This is a genomic window from Paraburkholderia sp. 35.1, from assembly GCF_050436525.1.
Taxonomy (GTDB): Bacteria; Pseudomonadota; Gammaproteobacteria; order Burkholderiales; family Burkholderiaceae; genus Paraburkholderia; species Paraburkholderia tuberum.
Genome location: NZ_JBNDMJ010000002.1, coordinates 134,824 through 154,177 on the forward strand (window position 1 = coordinate 134,824; position 19,354 = coordinate 154,177).

Here is a 19,354-nt window from a genome sequence, read left to right on the forward strand (position 1 = left end):
CCTCGCCTTTTTCCTTGACGCCTGCCCGCTATCGGCTCCTCGAGTCGCACGGGCGGGAACCAGGGAGCCAGGCGGCAGCAAAGCCAACCCCGAGTTCCACCGGAAAGTGTCCAGCCGCAACGGCAAACCACATTCCATCGCCCGGCTCAGGTCCTCAACCTTGACTGTGGAGACTGCCATGCAACTCGCTTCCTCTTTCCATTACGGCTCCCCGATGCTGCGCGCTGACTCGCCGCTTTCAGACGATCAGATCCGGCGCGTCGCCCCGTCCATCTTCGCTGATGGCAAGCACGAAAGCCGTTCGGAACGTTATACCTATATTCCGACCATCGACGTCCTGCGCGGTCTTCGGAACGAAGGCTTCCAACCGTTCATGATCTGCCAGACCCGCGTGCGCGATCAGGGCAAGCGCGAATTCACGAAGCACATGCTGCGGCTTCGCCATGCTGATCAGATCACTGGCGAGGAAGCCGATGAGATCGTGCTGCTGAATTCTCATGACGGCACCAGCAGCTACCAGATGCTCGCAGGCACGTTCCGCTTTGTCTGTCGGAACGGCATGGTCGCGGGCGACAACATCGCCGATATTCGCGTACCACATAAAGGCAACGTCGTACAGAACGTGATTAACGGCGCGTTTGACGTTCTCGACGGCTTCGACCTGATCCGCGAGCAGAAGGAAGGTATGCGAGCCGTCGAACTGAACCTCGACGAACAGCATGCGTTCGCCCGCTCTGCCCTCGCCCTGCGCTACGACCCCACCGACGCCGAGGCAGCCGCCCCGGTCACCGAAAGTCAGCTACTGGTGCCGCGCCGTTTCGAAGATCGCCACGACGATCTCTGGACGGTCTTTAACCGGGTGCAGGAAAACCTCACCAAAGGCGGCCTGCACGGGCGCTCTCGCAGCGGGCGCGCCATGTCCACGCGCCCCATCACCGGCATCGACCAGAACGTGAAGCTCAACCGTGCGCTGTGGATGCTCGCTGACGCCATGCGCCAGATGAAGGAGTAAGCGCCGCAGGGGCGGGAGCGTTTTGTCTCCCTCGCTCCGTCACATTCCATCAGGACTCCTATCGGGGTCACGTCCTGGTGGAATCGGACAGCACCCGACCCGGAACCTTCCTTTTTATTTTTCTGGAGTCAGTCATGCAAGCTCAAGTCGAAACCGTCAAGGCGAACACCGACGAAGGCGTCTCGCCGCTCGAAACCAACTTCGGCGACGAACAGCCGCTCGTCACCGTGCCGTATTCCAGCCTGCGGCCCTCACCGCTCAACGCCCGCACGAAACCGCTGTCGGGGAGCAAGGCACGCATCGCGGACGTTGTCTCCGCTGCCGTGTCACTGAAAGCCGCCACCGACCTCAACAAGATGAAGAAGACCGACGCGGCAGCCGCCGCCGAGCTTCGGCTCGCAAAGGTGGCATGGCTCCCGGAAATACTCACCGATCGCGAAGCCCCGGCCACGCCGTCACGGGAAAACCGTGACGACGAGGATGAAGACGGCGCCGATGCGGGCGATACCGGCAACGGCGCGGACGACACACCGGAAGACGAAGACGTCGATGCTGAGCCGGATGCCGGTAACGGCACGGAACACGTCAACGATACGCCCGCCGACGCAGAAGCCGCCCCTGTCGCCAGTAGCCCGCTGACGTCGTGGCCGTACCCGACTTCGGACAGCATGGACAGCGCGCAATCCGGCCCCCTCGTAGCGTGATCCCACCTTTCGCCCCGGCAACGGGACGAGGCAGGCGGCAAGCCCGAATGCGCCGCCTGCCAGACTTGAACCGGTGGAACACATCATGACCAACCGCATCCGCATGGCCGTGCTCACCATCAATGCCGAAGGCTCGCCCGACCTCTCCCTGACTTTCGTTGAAGCCACCGATCTGCAATACAACGAAGGCAAGCACTACGACATGGCCCTTGCCCGCGCCGAAGATGAAGGCTACCGGGCACCGATGATCGCCTTCGACCAAAACGACGCGGCTGCAGACGTGCTCCGCCACGCTGCTGAATTCATGGAGGGTGACACCGACGAGGTATAACCCGTGCGGGCAGACGGCGACCCGTCTGCCCGCCCCCAATGGACGCCAGCCCACCATCCGGCCAGCCCGCCTGCGCCCGCGGCCAGCAGCATCACAATCAGTCCGCCGACGACCAGCCCATAGCACGCCCGCACGAGCCGCCGCAGCGCGACGCGCTCGAATGACGTGAGCGTCGTATCGATCCGTTTCTGTTGGTCACGTACGGCGACAGCCGTCGCCCCCACGAGCCGGTTACCGGCAACGCGGGCAATGTGATTCGCCGCCCGCTGCGTGAGTGTAGCCAGCGCCTCATCGTTCAGCGCCGCAAGCGCGGCCCGGTAGCGCGCCTCATGTTCATCGATCATCTGCCCGGCCAGTTCAATCGTGGCCTTGCAGCGCGCGAGCGCGTCACGATGCTGCGTCATCAACGCATCCGTCGCTGCCCGCGCCTCCGACCGCACGACATCCAGACTGCCCGCGCCTGCCTGCCGGATGCGCTCCGGCATGGCCTCGTAGAGTCGCCCGTAGTGCTCGAGCATGACCAGCACAGACCACAGCGCATCGTTGTCGCGGAGGTTGAGCGCACTCGATACCCGACGCATTCGCAGCACACTGGCATCGTCGGGCAATTCGCCCGTGACGTCGAGAAACAGACAGGCGAGCTCGTCCACCGGCCTGCCCTGCCTGCTATCCATCGACCGTTACCTTGGCGAACATGGCATCGCACAACGAAAGCCAACGCAATAGCTCGACCCGTTCACCGATATGCATCGTCTCCGCTGCCTTGCGAATCGACATGCGCTGACTGCGAAGCTCGTCCGCGACCCGATCCGCAAGATCAGGAAAATCCAGTGAGTGACCGCGCGATTCGATGGAACGGCGAAGCTGCGACCCCTGATACAGCGTGAACTTGTCCGCCGGACCGAAGTAGCCATTGCGTACGACGTTCATCACCGCGTCCCGGAACGTCTCGTTGAAAGCGCTCAGCAATTCAAGGCTGTCGCGTTGCCAGTTGATCACCCACAGGACAACAAGCCGGCGCCGAAGCTCGCCAAGCGCGCCGGCCAGTGTCGCCCCGAACTGCTCAACACCCGTCTGGCTCCGCGCCGCCGTGTTGACAACGATCGCTGCGTCTCGTTGCTCGTCGCAGAAATTGACAAGGCCGATCCAGCCGTCTGCATCGTCCAGGTTATAGGCAATGCAGCGCATATCATCCTGGACTGCTTTCATCACGTCTGGGTTGGAGGTATCCGTTTCCACAAGCGCCGCATGAATATCCCGCCGTAGCAGATAATCGGCCAGCGCGAGCGCAACAAAACTCTTGCCTACGCCGCCCTTGCTGCCACCAACGAGATAGATGGGGTAAGTCGTCATGTCCATTTGAATCCTCTAAAGGTTCTCGGTGTCAGGCCTGATCTCGAATGAGAACGCGTCACGCATCACCATGCTTCCCGGCCTACTGACAATCTCTCCCGCATCCTGCTTTTGATTTTCTCTGACCGCCTCTGCGCGCGGTACATCGACCTTGCTTACCTTCTTCGTACGAGGCGATGGCGCGGCATTGTCTCGTGCCGATTCCTTTGCAGACTGTCAAGCTGGTTTGTCTTTCTTCGATGGGTATAACGCGTACTTGACAGAGCCAACGCTAAAATCAACGCCCTTCTTCCGTGCATGTTCAACGATTTCTTCCAGCGTATATCCTTTCTTCCTCACCGCACCGATTACCAGACGCATCTCTTTCATCGCATCGGTAATAGAGACGCGCTGCTCGGCCTTTGGCTTGACCGGCAGTGATTCCAGAGTGCGGACAAGCTCATCCCATTGCGCCCGGGTATAGCTTTTCGCAACTGGCATGGCTCGCTCCGTCGTGCTCTCTTTATCCCATCTTGTTCACTCGGGAAGACCTCGTCAACACCTGTTTTTGGCCGGATTTTCGCTATCGGAACGTCATGGAATCAGACGGATCGCGTTGGAATAAAGGAAATATTTTGGACACGTCTGGCACGAGCAACGGACCGGGCTGATGTCCGGAAAGACGTAGCGAAGGGATTCCGGGCAAACTTCACGACGGCGCAGGCGCAGAACGATCACAGGCAACGGGCTGAATCGTTCTGGCCATCAGGATTCACACAATGGAACTGCGAGCCGATAGAGACACGATAGTCTCGCAGACTATATCCCTTACTCTACGAACTCCCGATAGCCCTGCCTGCATATCTTTGGGAAAGACCGGCGAGATTTTAGGAGATCAACAGCCGCCCGGAGCTGAATCGACGTTGCCGATTCAGCGCGTGCGATTACCGACTCCAGCCGCGGCCCTCGCAGACATTTGACATTCAGGTAGCGGCAGTGGACCGGATCACTACGCAGAAATCCGCCTGCCCAGTATGCAGACTCGTTCAATCGACATCCCGCACCATGAGATACGGTGTGCGGTCGAGCAAAGGAAGAACAGCGGATTCATGGGGTGCATCCCGCGGACGCATCTGGCCACCTTACGGAAATTCCCGGCCAACCTCGCTGAAAGCGCTTAGCCGGGAGATAAAAACGGACATTGAAACGAGGGATGGCAGGATAGGCTACCGCCGGTTTAGGGCGCCCATGTACCGCTTACAAGCACAGCGTGCGTTTTCCAGCCCGTCGATGTTCCGCCGCGGCAGCTACAGCGCGCGGTAACCTTCTTATTGCGCTCATCGCCGGCAACGAAGCTGAACAACTACGTCGCGCGCTAGTCGCCATCCGGGTCAGCGGTGCAATCAGGATTCCCGGCTTCGATCCAAACTGGGGCGTGAGTTCGATCAGCGGAGCCGCGGTAGACTACCGAACGGCACATCGGGAGGCCGCTGTCGCGCTGCTGGCTGCGACAAAATTCGGTGCGAAAAGCATTGCCATCTCCGAAGAACTGGGCGTACTCGGGTTGTTGCTATCCATCCGCAGTGATGTCGATGTAACAGGTGTGGTGGGCGCGATACTCGGAGAGGTGGTCGAACACGACCTGAAGCACAATCGCGTCCTCGCAAGAACCCTCCGGGCGTATTTCAACCTTGACTGCTCGCTGCAGGCGACGGCGCTCAGGCTGCATGTTCACCAGAAAACTGTCCGTTATCGCCTGACGCAGTTTGAACAGCTCAGCGGAATGGATCTGCGCCGCCATGAACACAGAGTGACGGTCGATCTTACATTGCGAATGTAACCTGATCCAGTGCGAGCTACCTCGCGATGTCGCATCGCATATCGCGAATCAGGATTGTGGCAATCCCGCTGTTGGGTAGCGCGGGGGCCATGCACCGATCGGGCGGCTCACTCGATTGTCGGCACGGCGACTCAAAGCCGAGTCGGCGCCCACAGTGTACTGTCCGTTTTGCCGGGCGGCGCTGATTCCCTCCTTCCGTTTCGAGTCTGGATCTGTATCTCCTCGAAACACGTGCCGCCCGGTCGTGGCACCCGGCGTCGTCAGGATTGCTGTATGGGATCAAGAACAAGATCGCAATTCATCGTAAAGAAAGGCTCGTCCATGACCGTTCCGTCCGACGCCGTACCAGGGGGATGCCGCAAAAAGCGGCCGATGCAAGTCGAGCGCACGCCGAACACGGTATCGGAGTCGAGGTACGGATCCCCGTCCGAGAAGATGTGCGTGACGAGCGTATCGTAGCCTGGCTTCTGCACCATGAAGTGGATGTGCGCCGGACGCATCGGATGACGGTGCATCGCCTCGAGCATCTGCCCTACCGTTCCGTCAGTGGGAATCGGATAGTTCTTGGGGTTGACCGTACGAAACTTCAACGTGCCTGATTCGTCGGTGACGAAGCGGGCACGAAGCGCCATGTTGTCGTCCGACCATTCAGAATCTTGGACGTCATAGAACCCTTCTGCATCGGCCTGCCACACGTCCACGTTCGCGCCGGCCAGCGGTTCGCCGTCCGCCGACATGACACGTGCGGTAATAAAGCACGGCTCACCGGCTGTGCCGTTGGAAATATCGGCCCCTTGAGGCGGCAGTTCCGGCGCACCCGGCACATGGAACGGGCCAAATACGGTCTGCTCGGTCGCCGTGCTGGAGCGCCGGTGGTTTTGCGCCACCACCAGTTGCGACAATCCGAGTGTGTCGCTCAGCAAAATGAACTCTTGGCGCGTGTCGGTGCACTTGTGCCCTGTTGCCGTCAGGAAATCGATGCCTTGTTTCCACTCTTCCTCGGTCAGCTTGGTCTCACGGGCGAATGCGTGCAAATGCTGAATCAGATTGACGAGAATGCTCTTCAACCGGCTTACCGGCATGTCGACCAGACGTGCCAGAACCGCTTGAGTAATGTTGTCTTCGTTAAGGTTGCGCACTGGCGCCTCCCTCATGTTGTGGTTCGCACGGGACTAAAGACAGTTATTCCGTCGTGCTGGTTAAAACATCTGCGCGCACTCGCGATACGACGTCGCCGCCACGCTACCTTGCCGTTCTCACGACGCGTTAATGCGCCGCGTCGTCGTGTTTGCCGTGCTTCCAGCGTTCGATGATGGTCGTCGCAAAGAGCCCCGCCTGAGTGAACGGGTCATTTTTGACGAATGTTTCGGCTTCGTTCCAGTCGGCAGCGTCCAGAATCAGGAAGCTACCGGTCATATCGCCGTCGCCGGTTCCAGTTCCCTCGCCCAGTGTCGGGCCACCCAGAAGGATTTTGTCGGAGTACGGTCCGAGATATTCCAGATGACGCGAGAAGTTTTCGAGCCGGACGTGCAAGTTGCCGGGTTTGTCTTTACGGTAGATCAGAAACAACATGGTCACTCCTCCGTTTGTCATTCGAGTCCGCACCCATGCGAACCATGGTCATAAAACGCTAGCTCAGGCCGATTCCGGCAACGTGCTCCTGAAACGCTGGCCGCTGATAGATCAGGTCATACCACCGTCGCAGATTCGGGTATTGGGGGCGTTTGATCGGTAGCTCGAACCAACGATAAGTCAACGGCCCGAGTACGATGTCGGCAAGCGTCAGACTGTTGCCCTCAACGTAGTCTTGCCCCTCCAGCGCTTGGTCGAGGACAGCGAATAGCGTCGCGTTGCGGTCGCGGTATCCGTCGATCAGGTCTTGCACGCGCTCCCCGGCAGGTGTGCGCACGATGCTCTGGAATAACTGCGCGTTCGCCGGGCCCAGCGTCGACAGCTGCCAGTCCATCCAGCGCTCGACCGAAGCTCGGCGCACGTAGTCAGCGGGATACAGTGCATGCGCTTCGAACCGGTTGCACAGGTATCGAACGATGGTGTTGGACTCCCACACTACCGTCTCTGAGTCGATCAACGTGGGCACGACACCATTGGGGTTCTTCTGCAAGTACGCCGGCTCCCTGTTGCCGCCGAACTTGCCACCCACGTCGATGCGCTGACAGAATTGGCCGATTTCCGCCAACAGCCACATCACCTTCTGCACATTCGAAGAGTTCGCGCGCCCCAATACGGTCAGAGTCGAAGGGCTCGTCATCACAGTGCCTCCATGCCGCGCTTCACCGAGGGCCGTTCACTCAGCGTGTCGTACCAGCGCTTGACATGCGGAACCGCGGCCCAGTCAAGCTGATGCAGTTCAAAGCGCGCAACCCACGGATAGATCGCGATATCGGCGATGCTATACGCGCCGCCGGCTACGAACTCGCTTTTCGCCAGCTTACCGTCGAGCACCTTGTATAGCCGGTGGGTCTCGGCGGTGTAGCGCTCAAGGCTGTATTTCTGTTCCGCAGCGTAGCGCCGGAAGTGATGCGTCTGTCCGAACATTGGGCCGATGCCGCCCATCTGGAACATCAGCCACTGAATTGTTTCATAGCGCGCAAACCCGGAAATCGGTAGCAAGCGCTGCGTCTTGTCAGCGAGATAGACGAGAATTGCACCAGACTCGAACAAGGTGACCGGGTGTCCGTCCGGCCCACTGCTGTCGCGAATGACGGGAATCTTGTTGTTCGGATTCAGCGCCAGAAACTCTTCACCGAATTGCTCGCCGTTCGTGATGTCGATCCGGTGCAATCTGTAATCGAGGTTGAGTTCCTCAAGCACGATCGATATTTTTCGACCGTTCGGTGTGCCCCATGTATAAAGATCAATCATGTCGTGTGCTCCAGAATGCCCATGCGCTCGAGGAGCGCGATCTCTTGAATACGGCTGCGACGTCGACGTGCCACTGGATCACCGGTGCTGGCAGACGAATCGGTCATCGCGGCTTGCGCAGCGTGACGAACTCTTCGGCAAGCGTGGGATGAACGCCCAGCGTTGCGTCGAAATCGGCTTTCGTCGCCTTAGCCTTGATCGCAATTGCAATGCCCTGAATGATTTCAGCGGCGTCCGCGCCGACGATATGCGCGCCTAGCACCCGATCCGTCGACGCATCTACGACAAGTTTCACCAGGGCCCGCTCATCGCGACCAGACAGTGCGGCATACATCGGGCGAAACTCACTGCTATAGACCGCGACATTCGCATGCCGGCTCCGCGCACGTGCTTCCGTCAGACCGACCGATGCCGCCTGGGGCTGGCTGAACACGGCAAAAGGCACGTCGTCGTGCACGGTCGCGCGCGGTCTGCCGCCGAACACAGTGTCGGCGAACGCGTGCCCTTCGTGGATCGCAACCGGTGTCAGGTTAAGTCGGTTCGTTACGTCACCAACCGCGTAGATGCCCGGACTGGACGTTGCCGAGTATTCATCGACCTTGATTGCCCCAGTCTCGTCCAGCAAGACCCCTACGGTATCCAGTCCCAGTCCAGACGTGTTGCTTCGCCTTCCAGTCGCAGCCATCACGGCATCGACTTCAAAGGATTCGCCCGTCGTCAGATAGACACGCATGCCGTCGTGGCACTTTTCCGCCGCCGTGACGACCGCCCCGAGGCGCAAATCCACACCGCTCCTTGACACTTCGGCAGCCAGCCGATTGCGCAACTCGTCGTCGAAACCACGCAGTATCTGCCTGCCCCGATACAACTGCGTGACGTGGCTGCCAAGCCCGTTGAAGATCCCCGCGAACTCGCATGCGATATAGCCGCCGCCGAGTATTGCGATACGTCCTGGCAACGTATCCAGATAGAACGCCTCATTTGATGTGGTCATCAGATCCGCTCCGGGGATGACTGGCTTCACAGGGGCCGATCCGGTAGCGATGAGTATGACCTTCGCGGTAAAGATGACGCCGTTGACGTCGACGCGGTGCGGACCCACGATCCGCGCGCGCCCCGCGATCGTTTCTACGCCGGCGTCCTTCAGCATCCGCACGTAAATCGCTTCCAGCCGCCCGATCTCTGCATCCTTCGCAGCGATCAGCGAAGCCCAGTCATGAACTGGCGTTCCCACACCCCACCCGAACCCCGCGGCGTCGTCAAACGCCTGCGCGAACTGGGACGCGTACATCAGAAGTTTCTTCGGCACACAGCCGCGTATGACACAGGTTCCGCCAAAGCGGTGCTCTTCCGCGATGGCAACTCTCGCGCCATAGCCCGCGGCGATGCGGCTTGCACGCACACCACCGGAGCCTGCTCCAATGACGAAGAGATCGAAATCGTAAGTCTGCATGGTGATTCGTTATTGACCGTGCAACCGGTGAGGGTTAATCGGGACGCACAACGTCGTACGCGTGCTTGAGCAAAGGCGAACAGCCTCGTCTCGAGCATCCCGGGCAAGCTCGGCGGGACGTGCATCACCGCCTTTGGAAAGATGCCTGCGGCGCGCTCGTCGAGGATCCGCTCGGGGCACCCTCACTCCACGACGTAGTCAACCTGATGACGCGCTATCCGCAAGTCAGCCAGATCGCGCTTTACCCGGAGATGCTCCGGATGGGTCGCGTAGTTGTCGAGCGCTTCCCTGGAATCGAACTCTGAATAGAGCACGACGTCGCATGCGTAGTCGATTGCACTGAAATCAGCACCGATCTCGAGCTTCTTCAGTCCCGGGATCGCGGCCTGAACGCCCTCAAACGCCGCCTTTAACTTGCGGATACCGTCGGCTTTTTCACTTGGCGTGGTCCCTTTCAGAGTCCACATCACTATATGCTTGATCATGGTGTCGACATCGCCTGCTTGAGACAATCCGGTTTCGCTGGCGCCGCAGGCGACGGTTTGCCGCCGCAGCGTTGATGAAACAAGTGTAGGGAAACATCGCCTGAATGAACATGCTGGCGCCGCAAATGAGTTTCCCACTGGACGGGACAACCAGAGGCCACGCGACCAGAAGCGTGTGATACGCAAAGCACGATGTGCACTTATTGAGTCCACTTTCGCTCGAAATCCATCTTTTCGAAATGCTCGACCAGGAAGTCGATAAAGGTCCGAACTTTTGCCGGAACGAACTTTCGATTTGCGTACGCCAGATTGATTGTCAGCCGCGGCAGATCCCACGCATCCAGCACGGGCACGAGGCGCCCGCTAACGATATCGTCGTAGATCACGTACTTGGGCTGCACCAGGATGCCCAGACCCTGTAATGCGGCCGCGCGGATCACCTGGCCCTCATTGCTTTTCATCGCGCCATTGACGGGCAAAACGGTCGACACCCCATCTCGGGTGAAATGCAGTTCGTCGGGTCGATTGGCATAGCTATAAAGCAAAAGCCGATGGCGATGCAGATCCTCCGGTGTGCGCGGAATGCCTTGCTGCGACAGATACCCGGGCGTAGCGGCCAGCACGCGTCGGGTCTGCGCCAGCCGCCTGATCGTGATGCTGGAGTCAGCCTCATGTTCCCTCGTGCGCACCGCGAGGTCGATATTGCTGTCCAGCAGATTCGCGTACCGGTTGCTGACTTCGACATCGACACGCACGTTCGGAAAGCGCCGCATATAATCGGGCAACAGAGGTCCGATGTGGTTCATGCCGAAAGAAACAGTTGAAGTGACGCGCAAAACGCCGCTCGGACTCAAGGCGCTGGCGCTCACCAGTGACTCCGCTTCATGAAGTTCAGCAAGCAATTGCCTGCAACGTTCGAAATGCTCCTGTCCGATCTGTGTAAGATAGATTCGCCGCGTACTACGATCAACCAGTCGTGCGCCAAGACGCGTCTCGAGGCCGATCAGGTAACGGCTGGCGGACGAGACCGATAAGTCCAGCTTTTCCGCAGCTTTGGTTATGCTCCCCAGTTCTGCGGTTCGCACAAATAGTTCGATTTCAGTCAGACGGTCCATGAACTCACAGCGTTTTGCCGGTTAGCCGCATCCGCGCGTGGCGCGCCAGAATCCTTGCTGCACCGGTGGGTTTGCATGGCGGTTCGACCGCAAGGCCCTCTCGCCTTCATCAACAGTGTGGCCACGCGAAAATTCGCGTCGCGTCGCGCCGGGTGACGACACTGATGTTCGTACCGATGGGGGAATAGCTGGGGCTAGACGGTTTGCAATCAGGCAAGCAGATACTCGCGGGCCAGCGTACGCGCCCTGTGAAGCCTGCTCTTTGTAGCGGAGACGGATAAACCGATCCGCTCGGCGATCTCGCTGATGGTAAGTTCTTCGAAGTCGCGTAGTAGAAGCACGTTGCGGTACTCCGCTGGTAGCGACTCCAAGGCGTCGACGAGTTCGAGCCGCAGCGAATGAACGTCGTGCCGCGCTAACCATTGATCAACTTCTTCTTCGTTGTATGGATCGAAGTTGAAGGTCTTACGGCCGAGCCGCCGGCACTCGTGGCGCACAATGCTGAAGAGCCAGCCAGAGAACGCTGCGACGGCCCGGACAGACTCAAATTTGCGCGACACGATGAGCAACACCTCCTGCACCGCATCATCGACGTCGGAGATAAAACAATGGCGCTGTGCGTAGCGGCGTATGTCCGGCTGGCACAAGCGTAGCAAGCGGTCAAGCGCGACGGGGTCACCCGATCGCGCCGCGTCAACAGCAGCTTGCCGTTGCTCCTCACTGGGCATATCAGAGCTTCGCTTGCTTATTAAGCCGGCGGCCCACAAGGGCACAAGCAGGACAGAATCCGACCAGGCCGGAAAACACGATTCCGATCGCGGCCACCACCCCAACCACTCCGATGATGCCTTTCCAGAAAATGACTGACAGTACTGCGCCTGCGATACCCAGAATGATGCGAACAACGCGCTCCCAGCCCGGGACGTTTTTTACATAAAACATGATCTTAATTCCTTTATCAAGTTAAGAGAGGAGATCTCCGGAAGCTAAGAGGCGTTGGAAGGACCGACCGGTTCGCGCCCCGATTAGTTTTTTCACATTCGGAGCGTGCACGTTCGCTGAGTAAGGACCCCGCTGCCAGCGCGAACGTCTCGAACAGTCGCGTACAGCAGGGCGTCCCCAGAATCGCCGACGTCTCCTTTTCTTCCATGGAACGATACGGTGCAGCGCAGGCATCTTCAAACTCTCGTCAGAAGGTATGCCGTATCCCGACGTTTGCGCCGACGGTAGTGCCAGCTACGCCTCGAAGGAGACTGAACTCGGATAGGGAGAGTCCGGTGTTCATCGCGCCGTGATTGTTCACCAGCGCGGCCTGAACATAGACCGAGGTGCGCTTGGAGATGTGATAGCTAGTGCCAACGGCAGCGAGCACCGAGTGATTCGCAGTGTCATTCCGGTCAGTGGAGTACCACACTCCGCCGTTCAGGTCGGTCGAAGGCGTGATCTGATATTTAAGTCCGCCTCCGTATACATTGGAATTGAAAGACTGCGCCACCTTGTAATTGACAAAAGACGCCTTAATGATGAGCGATCCGAACGTATATGCCGCACCGATGGTTCGCCCCTCGAAGGCAACTGTGCTCGGGAAGGGAGTTTGAACGGTGCCACCGCTATTTCCGTCATAGATCGCCGCGTTGATCATGACCGAACCGTTTTCATACTTTAGACTGGCTGACCACTGACGTCCCGCCGAGAAATCACCCGCCTGCCCACCGAGCGCGAGCATCGCTTGCCCCTGGAAACCCGCAAGCGTTGGGCTCGTATACGACACTGCGTTGGCATTGAAGGCACTCGTAACCAACACGTTGTCCCCGAGGATCACAAGGCCGCTGCCGAACTCCGAAAACTGACGAGGGTCGGATTCGTACAGGGCGCTGAAGAACGGGGAAAGTTGCAAGCCGGCCTTGACCATACCGAATTGTCCCTCGAGCCCGACCCAGGCCTGTCGCCCGAAGAAGTTGCCATTGGAGCTGTTGAAACCACCGTTGGCCATGTTGATACCGCTTTCGAGCCTGAATTCCGCCTTCAATCCTGAGCCAAGATCTTCCACACCACGGATGCCGAACAACGACGGTCCGTCGCCGCCGTCAACCACGGCAAATGTCTGGCCCGCGTTGCCACCAGACGCATTCGCCGTCTTGTTCGTAAAGACAAACGCGGTGTTGGCGATCCCGTAAAGTGTGACGCTCGACTGAGCGTTGGCTGTACTTGCCATTACCGCGACGACGGCGCTTGCCGCAAGCTGCAGTTTTGTGAACCTCATCGTTGACGTGTCTCCAATTTATGTATAGTAATACTAATTACATGTGCGAAATGAATCTACTATCGTGACGTAACTACTTCATCAAACTCCCGTTAGTGCTCGCTCTGGCTTGCCGTCTTCGCTCGCACTACGGCATTGGGCAATTGCCACACTCTTCGCGCCCGCAAACGCGCCCATCGCGCCCGTCATTGCCACCATCATGAAGCCGGCGCTCAGGGTTCCTGCCCAGAGGAAGAGCACGACGATTTCGGCTGCCAGCATTTCGAGCAGCAACTCTCCCGTTCGAGCCAACGCGCCGACCGGATTCCGTGCGCCCCAACTAAAATCCGTCGCGACCACCACAAAAGGAGCGAGCAGCATTCCAACGTGTGTGGCGGGCATCGCGGCGATATCCAAGTGAAGACTATCGATCGGCGAGCTCGACGAGCTACAAACAGCGCCGAACGATCCAGTTGGACTCCGCAGAATATCGATTTAATACCCGAGAGCCATAAGCAGCAACGACAGGCCGGTACAGCGCCAGGACGATGCGACACGCCGAGTCATCCCGCCTCTCCGGGAGACAGGCATCGCCTTAGCCTGACTGCGAGTTCCGTCGCGTCACCCGCATCGACAAAATGCGCAAGGTAGTCGCCCTTGCGATCGAGCAGGAAGGAGAACGCAGTGTGCAGCACCACATACCCATCGGGAGCATCAGGATCGTCTTTGCGTTCCGCGTAGACCTTGTATGCACTCTTGACGGCGGATATATGCTCCCGATCTCCCGTTAAGCCCAGGAAGCGTGGATAAGTGTGTTCGAGGAACGCTCGCATGACATCAGGTGTATCGCGATCGGAGTCAACGGTGATGTACAGAGGCTGAATATCGCCAGCCACATCGCCGATCATTTCCAGCGCCTGGGAAAGCCGCGCAAGTGCGCGTGGACATACGACTTTGCAGTGCGTGAAGCCAAAGAACAGCAATACATACTTTCCGTGAAAGCTTGTGTTGGTAACTGGCTGTCCATAGTGATTGGTAAGCGCAAACACGCCTCCTACAGGTGCACTCATCGTTCAGCTCCGAGTCAAGATGAAATTCACTGCTTCACCGATCGAGGTCCGAACCACCAGGAACTCATCCTGCCATTCGACATGCACGGTATCGTAAGCATCGACTCGACTCGCGTTACCGGAAGCAACTCTTTCGGCGTTCCTGTATAGCGTCCAGTGACCGAAACGATGACGCACGTTGCTGATTTCTAACCGGGCAGAGCGTTCACCCCCAACGCTCCTCGAAGTCAGAATCAGGGCGTCGCGCGCTTTCAGGTAGACCGCGCGCAGCACATCGGTCTTTTCGCTGAGTCCGTGAAGTGCCGGCTGCCGGAAGTGAGGTTCCTCCCAAGAATGAAACCGGTGCTCGCCGTAAGCACCCCGCCAGCGACGATAAGGAGCGGTGCAATGTCATTGTGCCGGATACTCACGGGCAAAAGAGCGGAAAACTTCATGCAGAAGCGGCATGTCGTCTATGCGATCGACCATCGTGCACCGCCATGCTGTTCTCGTGCTAGACCCGCGTTGGGAGCACGCAGCTTACGTATCGAGCCTGAACAGATCTTTTCGAAGGATCTTGCCGGTGCTGGTCTTGGGCAAATCATCCACGATCTGGTAGAGCCGCGGGACCTTGTAGGCGGCAAGCCTCTCACGGCAATGCCGGTCGAGATCCGCCACATCGAGTGTTACACCGGATCTCGCAACGACATAGGCCTTCGCAAGCTCACCCTTGGTTTCGTCCGCGACGCGGCCTACGGCCGCCATGGCAACGCCGGGATGCTCGGCGAGCACGCGTTCGAGTTCCGCCGGGTAAATGTTGAAGCCGGCGGTAATGATGAGATCTTTCGATCGGTCGACGATGAAGATGAACCCGTCCTCGTCTGTGCGCGCCAGATCGCCGGTGCGCAGCCAGCCGTCGGCCAGCAACGCGTCGGCGGTTGCGGCGGGATTCCCGACATAGCCTCGCATCGTTACCGGGCCGCGGATCTGCAGTTCGCCGACCTCGCCCGCAGCCAGCCCGGTTTGGCCATCTTCGCTATCGACAATGCGCGCCTGCAGGTGCGGCAGCGGAATACCAATCGATCCGTGCTTCTTTGGCCCGTAGAGCGTTTGCGTGGCGCCGAGGCCGCCGAGTTCGGTCATGCCCCACAATTCGATCAGCGGGCACCCGAACGCCGCCTCCACGGCGCGCATCTTCGCTTCAGGCATGGTCTGCCCGCCTACGGTCGCCCCTTTTCAGCGATGCCAGATCGTACTCCCCGAGCCGCGGGAAGTTGAGCAGGTACATGTACATCGTGGGGACGCCTTCCAGCAGCGTCGCGCAATGGCGCTGAATGCTTTCGAGCACCTGCGCAGCGTCGAACATCCGGTGCAGCACCAGCGTGCCGCCATACGCCAGCATCGTATGCATGACGATATTGCCGTAGACATGCGTGCACGGCAACGCGCTCACAACGATGTCTTGTGCGGTACGCACGTGCATCACCGCAGTCATCGCGGTATTCATGACGATGGCTCGGTGAGATAGCAAGGCGCCTTTCGGATTCCCGGTCGTGCCGGAGGTGTAGCCGATCGAGCACGGATCGTCGAGGCCGATACCTTCCACCGGATACCGCTTCGACGCGGGCGGCACCTCTTCGAGAAGGCCAGCGAACGACAGTGCACCGGCCGGCAGATGCTCGCCGAATGCAATCTGCCATTCCAGCCGGGTTTTGTGCGACACGGCTTGCACGGCGGCGATCTTTTCGGCCGCACCGACCACCGCACGTGCGCCGCAATCGTTCATAGCGTACGCAGCTTCCTCGGCGGTCAGCATCGAGTTCAACGGATTGAGCACCGCACCAATCTTGACTGCGGCGTAGTACCCGATTATCCATTCGGGGCAATTCGGCGCGTACAACGTGATGCAATCGCCGCGTACGAGCCCCAGTCGCTCGAATCCTGCGGCGAGTGCCGAAGACGCGTTATCGAGTTCGGAGAACGTCCAGCTTCGATGCTCGAATATGAGCGCGACCTTGTCCGGATGTCGCTGCGCGCTCCGGGTGATGAATTCGCCGACAGAATTGTGCATATGAACTCCCTGCGCCGATGTTGAGATGCCGGGCTACCGGTCAGGGGATAACGATCGCCTTCAGCACTTCGCCCCGCTCCGATGCGTGAACGGCCTCGTTGATCTGCGACAGAGGGTACTTTTTGACCAGCCGGTCGAACGGAAAGCGCCCCTGCTTCCATAGATCGATGAGTTGCGGAATGAAGATGTCCGGGATGCTGTCGCCTTCGATAATTCCCCTGACGTTCCGCCCGAAAAGGATGGAATTCAGGTCGAGGACGACTTCCGTCCCGAGTGGCGCAACGCCGATGACACCGCAAGTGCCCGTCAGCCGAAGGCTGTCGACTGCCTGACGCACCACCTTGGGAACCCCTGTGCACTCCAGCGAATACTGAACCCCTTCTCCTGCGGTAAGCGCCTTGATTTGCTCGACCGGATCGTTCGCGCCAGCTTCGATCGTGCGTGTCGCACCCAACTCGCGGGCAAGCGCGAGCCGGCCGGCGTTGAGATCGACTGCGACGATCGTCGTACATCCAACCACCCGCGCCGCCATGATTGCCGCCAACCCGACCGACCCAGCACCGAACACCGCGATGCTCGACCCGGCACCAGGCTTGAGTGCGTTCATCACGGCCCCCGCACCGGTCTGGATGCCGCAGCCTAGCGGCCCCATGATTTCTATGGGCACATCGCGCCGCACTTTGACGACATTGCGCTCGGTTGCAAGAGCGAATTCGCCGAACGACGATTGCGCAAAGAAATACCCGGAAAGGGGCTGACCGTGCGCAGAACAACAAGGCGACGAACCATCGGGCCGCGCACCCGAAAAGTTGCGTGCGTACAGATCCGGGCAGTAGCCGTACAGTCCCTTCTGACAGTTCGCGCACACACCACAACTCGCGTAGCTAAGCACGACATGATCACCCGGTGCGACCTTCGTCACGGCGCTGCCCACCTCCACCACGACGCCAGCCCCTTCGTGGCCGAGTACAGCTGGCAATGGCGTCGGGAAGTACTGGTCGCGCACGACCACATCGGTGTGACATATGCCGGTACCGCGTATCTCGACAAGCACTTCGTGCTCGCGCGGCGCATCGAGCTGGATCTCCTCGAGTTCGAACGGGCCCGACTTCTCCCTTACTACAGCAGCCCTGATGGCTCGCATGTTAGTGGTCTCCAATTCGTTTGGCTGGGTCCGGTTCACGCCATCAGCAACTTGCGCCGGACCGTCTGCAAGTTGGCGTACTCTGAGAGTCCATGCAGTGAATTCTCGATGCCCACGCCCGACTGCTTGTGACCGCCGAACGCAACATGCGGTGAAAACACGTGTACCTGGTTGATCCAGACGGTGCCTGCCTCCAGACGTGTTGCGATCCGCTGTGCGGCCTCGGCGTCGTGACTCCAGACCGACGCGGCCAGGCCATAGCTGGTGCGGTTCGCGCGCTCGACGACGTCATCGACGTCGCGCCATTTCAGAAGCGGCAACACCGGTCCGAACGCTTCCTCGGTGACGCAGCGTGCATCCTCGGGCGGATTGTCGATCAGCGTCACGGGGATGAAATAGCCTGGACTCTTGTACACATCGCCGCCGAGCAGGAACGTGTGCCCCTGGGACTTCGAGTCGGCAATCAGATCACGTACCTTGTCGTATTGCATCCGGTTTTGCAGCGGCCCGAGTTCGACCCCAGGTTCGAGCCCTGCGCCCATCTTTACGCCCTTCGCATAGGCAACGAGTTCGGCCGCGACGTCGTCGTAAATGGATTCGTGAACGTAGAGCCGCTTGCATGCGACGCAAAACTGCGCGCTATTGGCGAACGATGCCCAAAAAAGGTCCTTTGCGATCGTCTTGGGATCGACATCGGGCAAGACGATCGCAGGATCGTTTCCGCCCAATTCCAGCGTGAGGCGCTTCAGGTTGCTCGCCGCGCTTTGCATTACCTTTTTGCCCGTCGCCGTCGAACCTGTGAACGAGATCTTGCCGATGCCCGGATGCTCGCTGAGCCAGCGACCCAGATCGTCACTTCCCGACACGATGTTCAATACGCCGGGCGGCAGCACTTCCTGTGCGAGTTCGCCAAACCAGAGCGTGCACAGCGGCGTATAGGGCGATGGCTTGAGTACCATCGTATTGCCTGCAACCAGCGCGGGCGCAATCTTCCAGATAGCCAGTAGAAGCGGAAAATTCCACGGTGTAATGCCACCGACCACACCGATAGGCGTATACCGCGTGACGATCTCCTCGTTGCTGTCCGTTTGGGAGACCTCGTCGTCAAGCCGCTGCTTTGCGATTTCCCGGCACCAGTGAATAGATCCGCCGATTTCCCATTCAGCCGCTGTACGACCCTTGCCCTGCTCCGTGCTCAGCAACTGCACGAACGCCTCAAAATTGCGCTCGATGAGATCGCCAAGCCTGGAGACTGCCCGCTGGCGATCCTCGATCGGCATCGCGCTCCACGCCGGGAAAGCGCGTCGGGCGGCCGAAACGGCTGCCTCGAGGTCGTCTCGCGAACCTAGCGGAAAGCGACAAATTTCCTGTTCAGTGGCAGGGTTGATTGCCGCACCGGTGTCCGCAGACAAAATTCGCTTGCCATCGATCGTCATCGCATAGGGCGTTTGCCCAAGCTCGATTGTGGAAACTTTCATTGACTTCACCCCTGGTTGAATGCGCATTCGACATCAGTAGTCCGCAGCGCCGCGCATGACAGCCGCAAACGCCCCAGGCCCATGCGCTCCGATCTACAAATAAACGCGATTAATTACAATATCCTATTCGATCTCGCGTTTGTCAAGAAACACCCTGCTAGTGGTTTTCCCGCGAGGCGCACGAAGTCATGCGCACAAGCCGGCGCCCGGCACAA

The 19,354-nt window shown here is 59.3% G+C and carries 23 protein-coding genes; 4 read left to right on the top strand and 19 right to left on the bottom strand.

Going from position 1 to position 19,354, the window contains the following annotated elements; all coding sequences use genetic code 11:
- The first annotated feature begins 178 nt into the window (after nt 1-178).
- The 3 genes from OKW27_RS06475 to OKW27_RS06485 all read left to right on the top strand — a co-directional run bounded on the left by OKW27_RS06475 (nt 179) and on the right by OKW27_RS06485 (nt 2,047).
- Nucleotides 179-1,012, top strand: coding sequence for a DUF932 domain-containing protein (locus tag OKW27_RS06475; protein WP_187629872.1), 834 nt, complete (start codon nt 179-181; stop codon nt 1,010-1,012).
- Between the two features lie 77 nt (nt 1,013-1,089).
- Nucleotides 1,090-1,716: a hypothetical protein gene (locus OKW27_RS06480; RefSeq protein ID WP_429332953.1), complete on the top strand. Its 627-nt coding sequence runs from the start codon at nt 1,090-1,092 to the stop codon at nt 1,714-1,716.
- A gap of 85 nt (nt 1,717-1,801) precedes the next feature.
- Entirely contained in the window at nt 1,802-2,047 is a 246-nt protein-coding gene (locus OKW27_RS06485; RefSeq protein ID WP_187619994.1) for a hypothetical protein, read from the top strand.
- On the opposite strand, the gene OKW27_RS06490 is transcribed toward OKW27_RS06485, so the two are convergent.
- The 3 genes from OKW27_RS06490 to OKW27_RS06500 all read right to left on the bottom strand — a co-directional run bounded on the left by OKW27_RS06490 (nt 1,948) and on the right by OKW27_RS06500 (nt 3,880).
- Entirely contained in the window at nt 1,948-2,721 is a 774-nt protein-coding gene (locus OKW27_RS06490; protein WP_429332954.1) for a hypothetical protein, read from the bottom strand. The two genes, OKW27_RS06485 and OKW27_RS06490, sit on opposite strands and share 100 nt — an antisense overlap.
- A complete protein-coding gene (locus tag OKW27_RS06495) occupies nt 2,714-3,406 on the bottom strand; it encodes a protein mobD (RefSeq protein WP_429332955.1) in 693 nt (230 codons plus the stop codon). The genes OKW27_RS06490 and OKW27_RS06495 overlap by 8 nt, the downstream gene beginning before the upstream one ends.
- A 210-nt stretch (nt 3,407-3,616) precedes the next feature.
- Nucleotides 3,617-3,880, bottom strand: a complete 264-nt coding sequence (locus OKW27_RS06500; RefSeq protein WP_429332956.1) for a hypothetical protein — start codon at nt 3,878-3,880, stop codon at nt 3,617-3,619.
- Nucleotides 3,881-4,649: 769 nt separating this feature from the next.
- Between OKW27_RS06500 and OKW27_RS06505 the strand changes: the two genes are divergently transcribed.
- A complete protein-coding gene (locus OKW27_RS06505; RefSeq protein ID WP_429332957.1) occupies nt 4,650-5,219 on the top strand; it encodes a PucR family transcriptional regulator in 570 nt (189 codons plus the stop codon).
- 260 nt (nt 5,220-5,479) lie between these two features.
- On the opposite strand, the gene OKW27_RS06510 is transcribed toward OKW27_RS06505, so the two are convergent.
- The 16 genes from OKW27_RS06510 to OKW27_RS06585 all read right to left on the bottom strand — a co-directional run bounded on the left by OKW27_RS06510 (nt 5,480) and on the right by OKW27_RS06585 (nt 19,139).
- Nucleotides 5,480-6,358 (bottom strand): intradiol ring-cleavage dioxygenase, encoded by an 879-nt coding sequence (locus OKW27_RS06510; protein WP_429332958.1) that lies wholly within the window; start codon nt 6,356-6,358, stop codon nt 5,480-5,482.
- A gap of 127 nt (nt 6,359-6,485) precedes the next feature.
- On the bottom strand, nt 6,486-6,791 hold the full coding sequence (locus tag OKW27_RS06515) for a YciI family protein (RefSeq protein WP_429332959.1): 306 nt from the start codon (nt 6,789-6,791) through the stop codon (nt 6,486-6,488).
- 58 nt (nt 6,792-6,849) lie between these two features.
- Nucleotides 6,850-7,488: a glutathione S-transferase family protein gene (locus OKW27_RS06520; protein ID WP_429332960.1), complete on the bottom strand. Its 639-nt coding sequence runs from the start codon at nt 7,486-7,488 to the stop codon at nt 6,850-6,852.
- Nucleotides 7,488-8,102: a glutathione binding-like protein gene (locus tag OKW27_RS06525; protein ID WP_429332961.1), complete on the bottom strand. Its 615-nt coding sequence runs from the start codon at nt 8,100-8,102 to the stop codon at nt 7,488-7,490. The genes OKW27_RS06520 and OKW27_RS06525 overlap by 1 nt, the downstream gene beginning before the upstream one ends.
- Nucleotides 8,103-8,205: 103 nt before the next feature.
- The gene (gene gor, locus OKW27_RS06530) at nt 8,206-9,555 is read right to left on the bottom strand and encodes a glutathione-disulfide reductase (RefSeq protein WP_429332962.1); all 1,350 of its coding nucleotides are present in this window, start codon (nt 9,553-9,555) and stop codon (nt 8,206-8,208) included.
- Between the two features lie 182 nt (nt 9,556-9,737).
- The gene (locus OKW27_RS06535; protein WP_429332963.1) at nt 9,738-10,040 is read right to left on the bottom strand and encodes a Dabb family protein; all 303 of its coding nucleotides are present in this window, start codon (nt 10,038-10,040) and stop codon (nt 9,738-9,740) included.
- A 200-nt stretch (nt 10,041-10,240) separates the two neighbouring features.
- Nucleotides 10,241-11,155 carry a LysR family transcriptional regulator gene (locus OKW27_RS06540; protein ID WP_429332964.1) on the bottom strand — a complete coding sequence of 305 codons (915 nt, stop codon included), beginning with the start codon at nt 11,153-11,155 and terminating at the stop codon, nt 10,241-10,243.
- Between the two features lie 209 nt (nt 11,156-11,364).
- Complete coding sequence (locus OKW27_RS06545; RefSeq protein ID WP_429332965.1) at nt 11,365-11,883, bottom strand: RNA polymerase sigma factor; 519 nt, start codon at nt 11,881-11,883, stop codon at nt 11,365-11,367.
- Between the two features lies 1 nt (nt 11,884).
- On the bottom strand, nt 11,885-12,097 hold the full coding sequence (locus OKW27_RS06550; protein WP_429332966.1) for a YgaP family membrane protein: 213 nt from the start codon (nt 12,095-12,097) through the stop codon (nt 11,885-11,887).
- Nucleotides 12,098-12,344: 247 nt separating this feature from the next.
- Nucleotides 12,345-13,418, bottom strand: a complete 1,074-nt coding sequence (locus OKW27_RS06555; protein ID WP_429332967.1) for a porin — start codon at nt 13,416-13,418, stop codon at nt 12,345-12,347.
- Between the two features lie 81 nt (nt 13,419-13,499).
- On the bottom strand, nt 13,500-13,814 hold the full coding sequence (locus OKW27_RS06560) for a hypothetical protein (protein WP_429332968.1): 315 nt from the start codon (nt 13,812-13,814) through the stop codon (nt 13,500-13,502).
- Nucleotides 13,815-13,960: 146 nt separating this feature from the next.
- The gene (locus OKW27_RS06565; protein ID WP_429332969.1) at nt 13,961-14,467 is read right to left on the bottom strand and encodes an SCO family protein; all 507 of its coding nucleotides are present in this window, start codon (nt 14,465-14,467) and stop codon (nt 13,961-13,963) included.
- A gap of 519 nt (nt 14,468-14,986) precedes the next feature.
- Nucleotides 14,987-15,655 (bottom strand): class I adenylate-forming enzyme family protein, encoded by a 669-nt coding sequence (locus OKW27_RS06570; protein ID WP_429332970.1) that lies wholly within the window; start codon nt 15,653-15,655, stop codon nt 14,987-14,989.
- A complete protein-coding gene (locus OKW27_RS06575; protein ID WP_429332971.1) occupies nt 15,648-16,517 on the bottom strand; it encodes a class I adenylate-forming enzyme family protein in 870 nt (289 codons plus the stop codon). Before OKW27_RS06575 ends, OKW27_RS06570 begins: the two co-directional genes overlap by 8 nt.
- Nucleotides 16,518-16,557: 40 nt before the next feature.
- Nucleotides 16,558-17,661 carry an NAD(P)-dependent alcohol dehydrogenase gene (locus OKW27_RS06580; RefSeq protein ID WP_429332972.1) on the bottom strand — a complete coding sequence of 368 codons (1,104 nt, stop codon included), beginning with the start codon at nt 17,659-17,661 and terminating at the stop codon, nt 16,558-16,560.
- A gap of 35 nt (nt 17,662-17,696) precedes the next feature.
- Nucleotides 17,697-19,139: an aldehyde dehydrogenase family protein gene (locus OKW27_RS06585; protein WP_429332973.1), complete on the bottom strand. Its 1,443-nt coding sequence runs from the start codon at nt 19,137-19,139 to the stop codon at nt 17,697-17,699.
- Nucleotides 19,140-19,354: the final 215 nt, after the last annotated feature.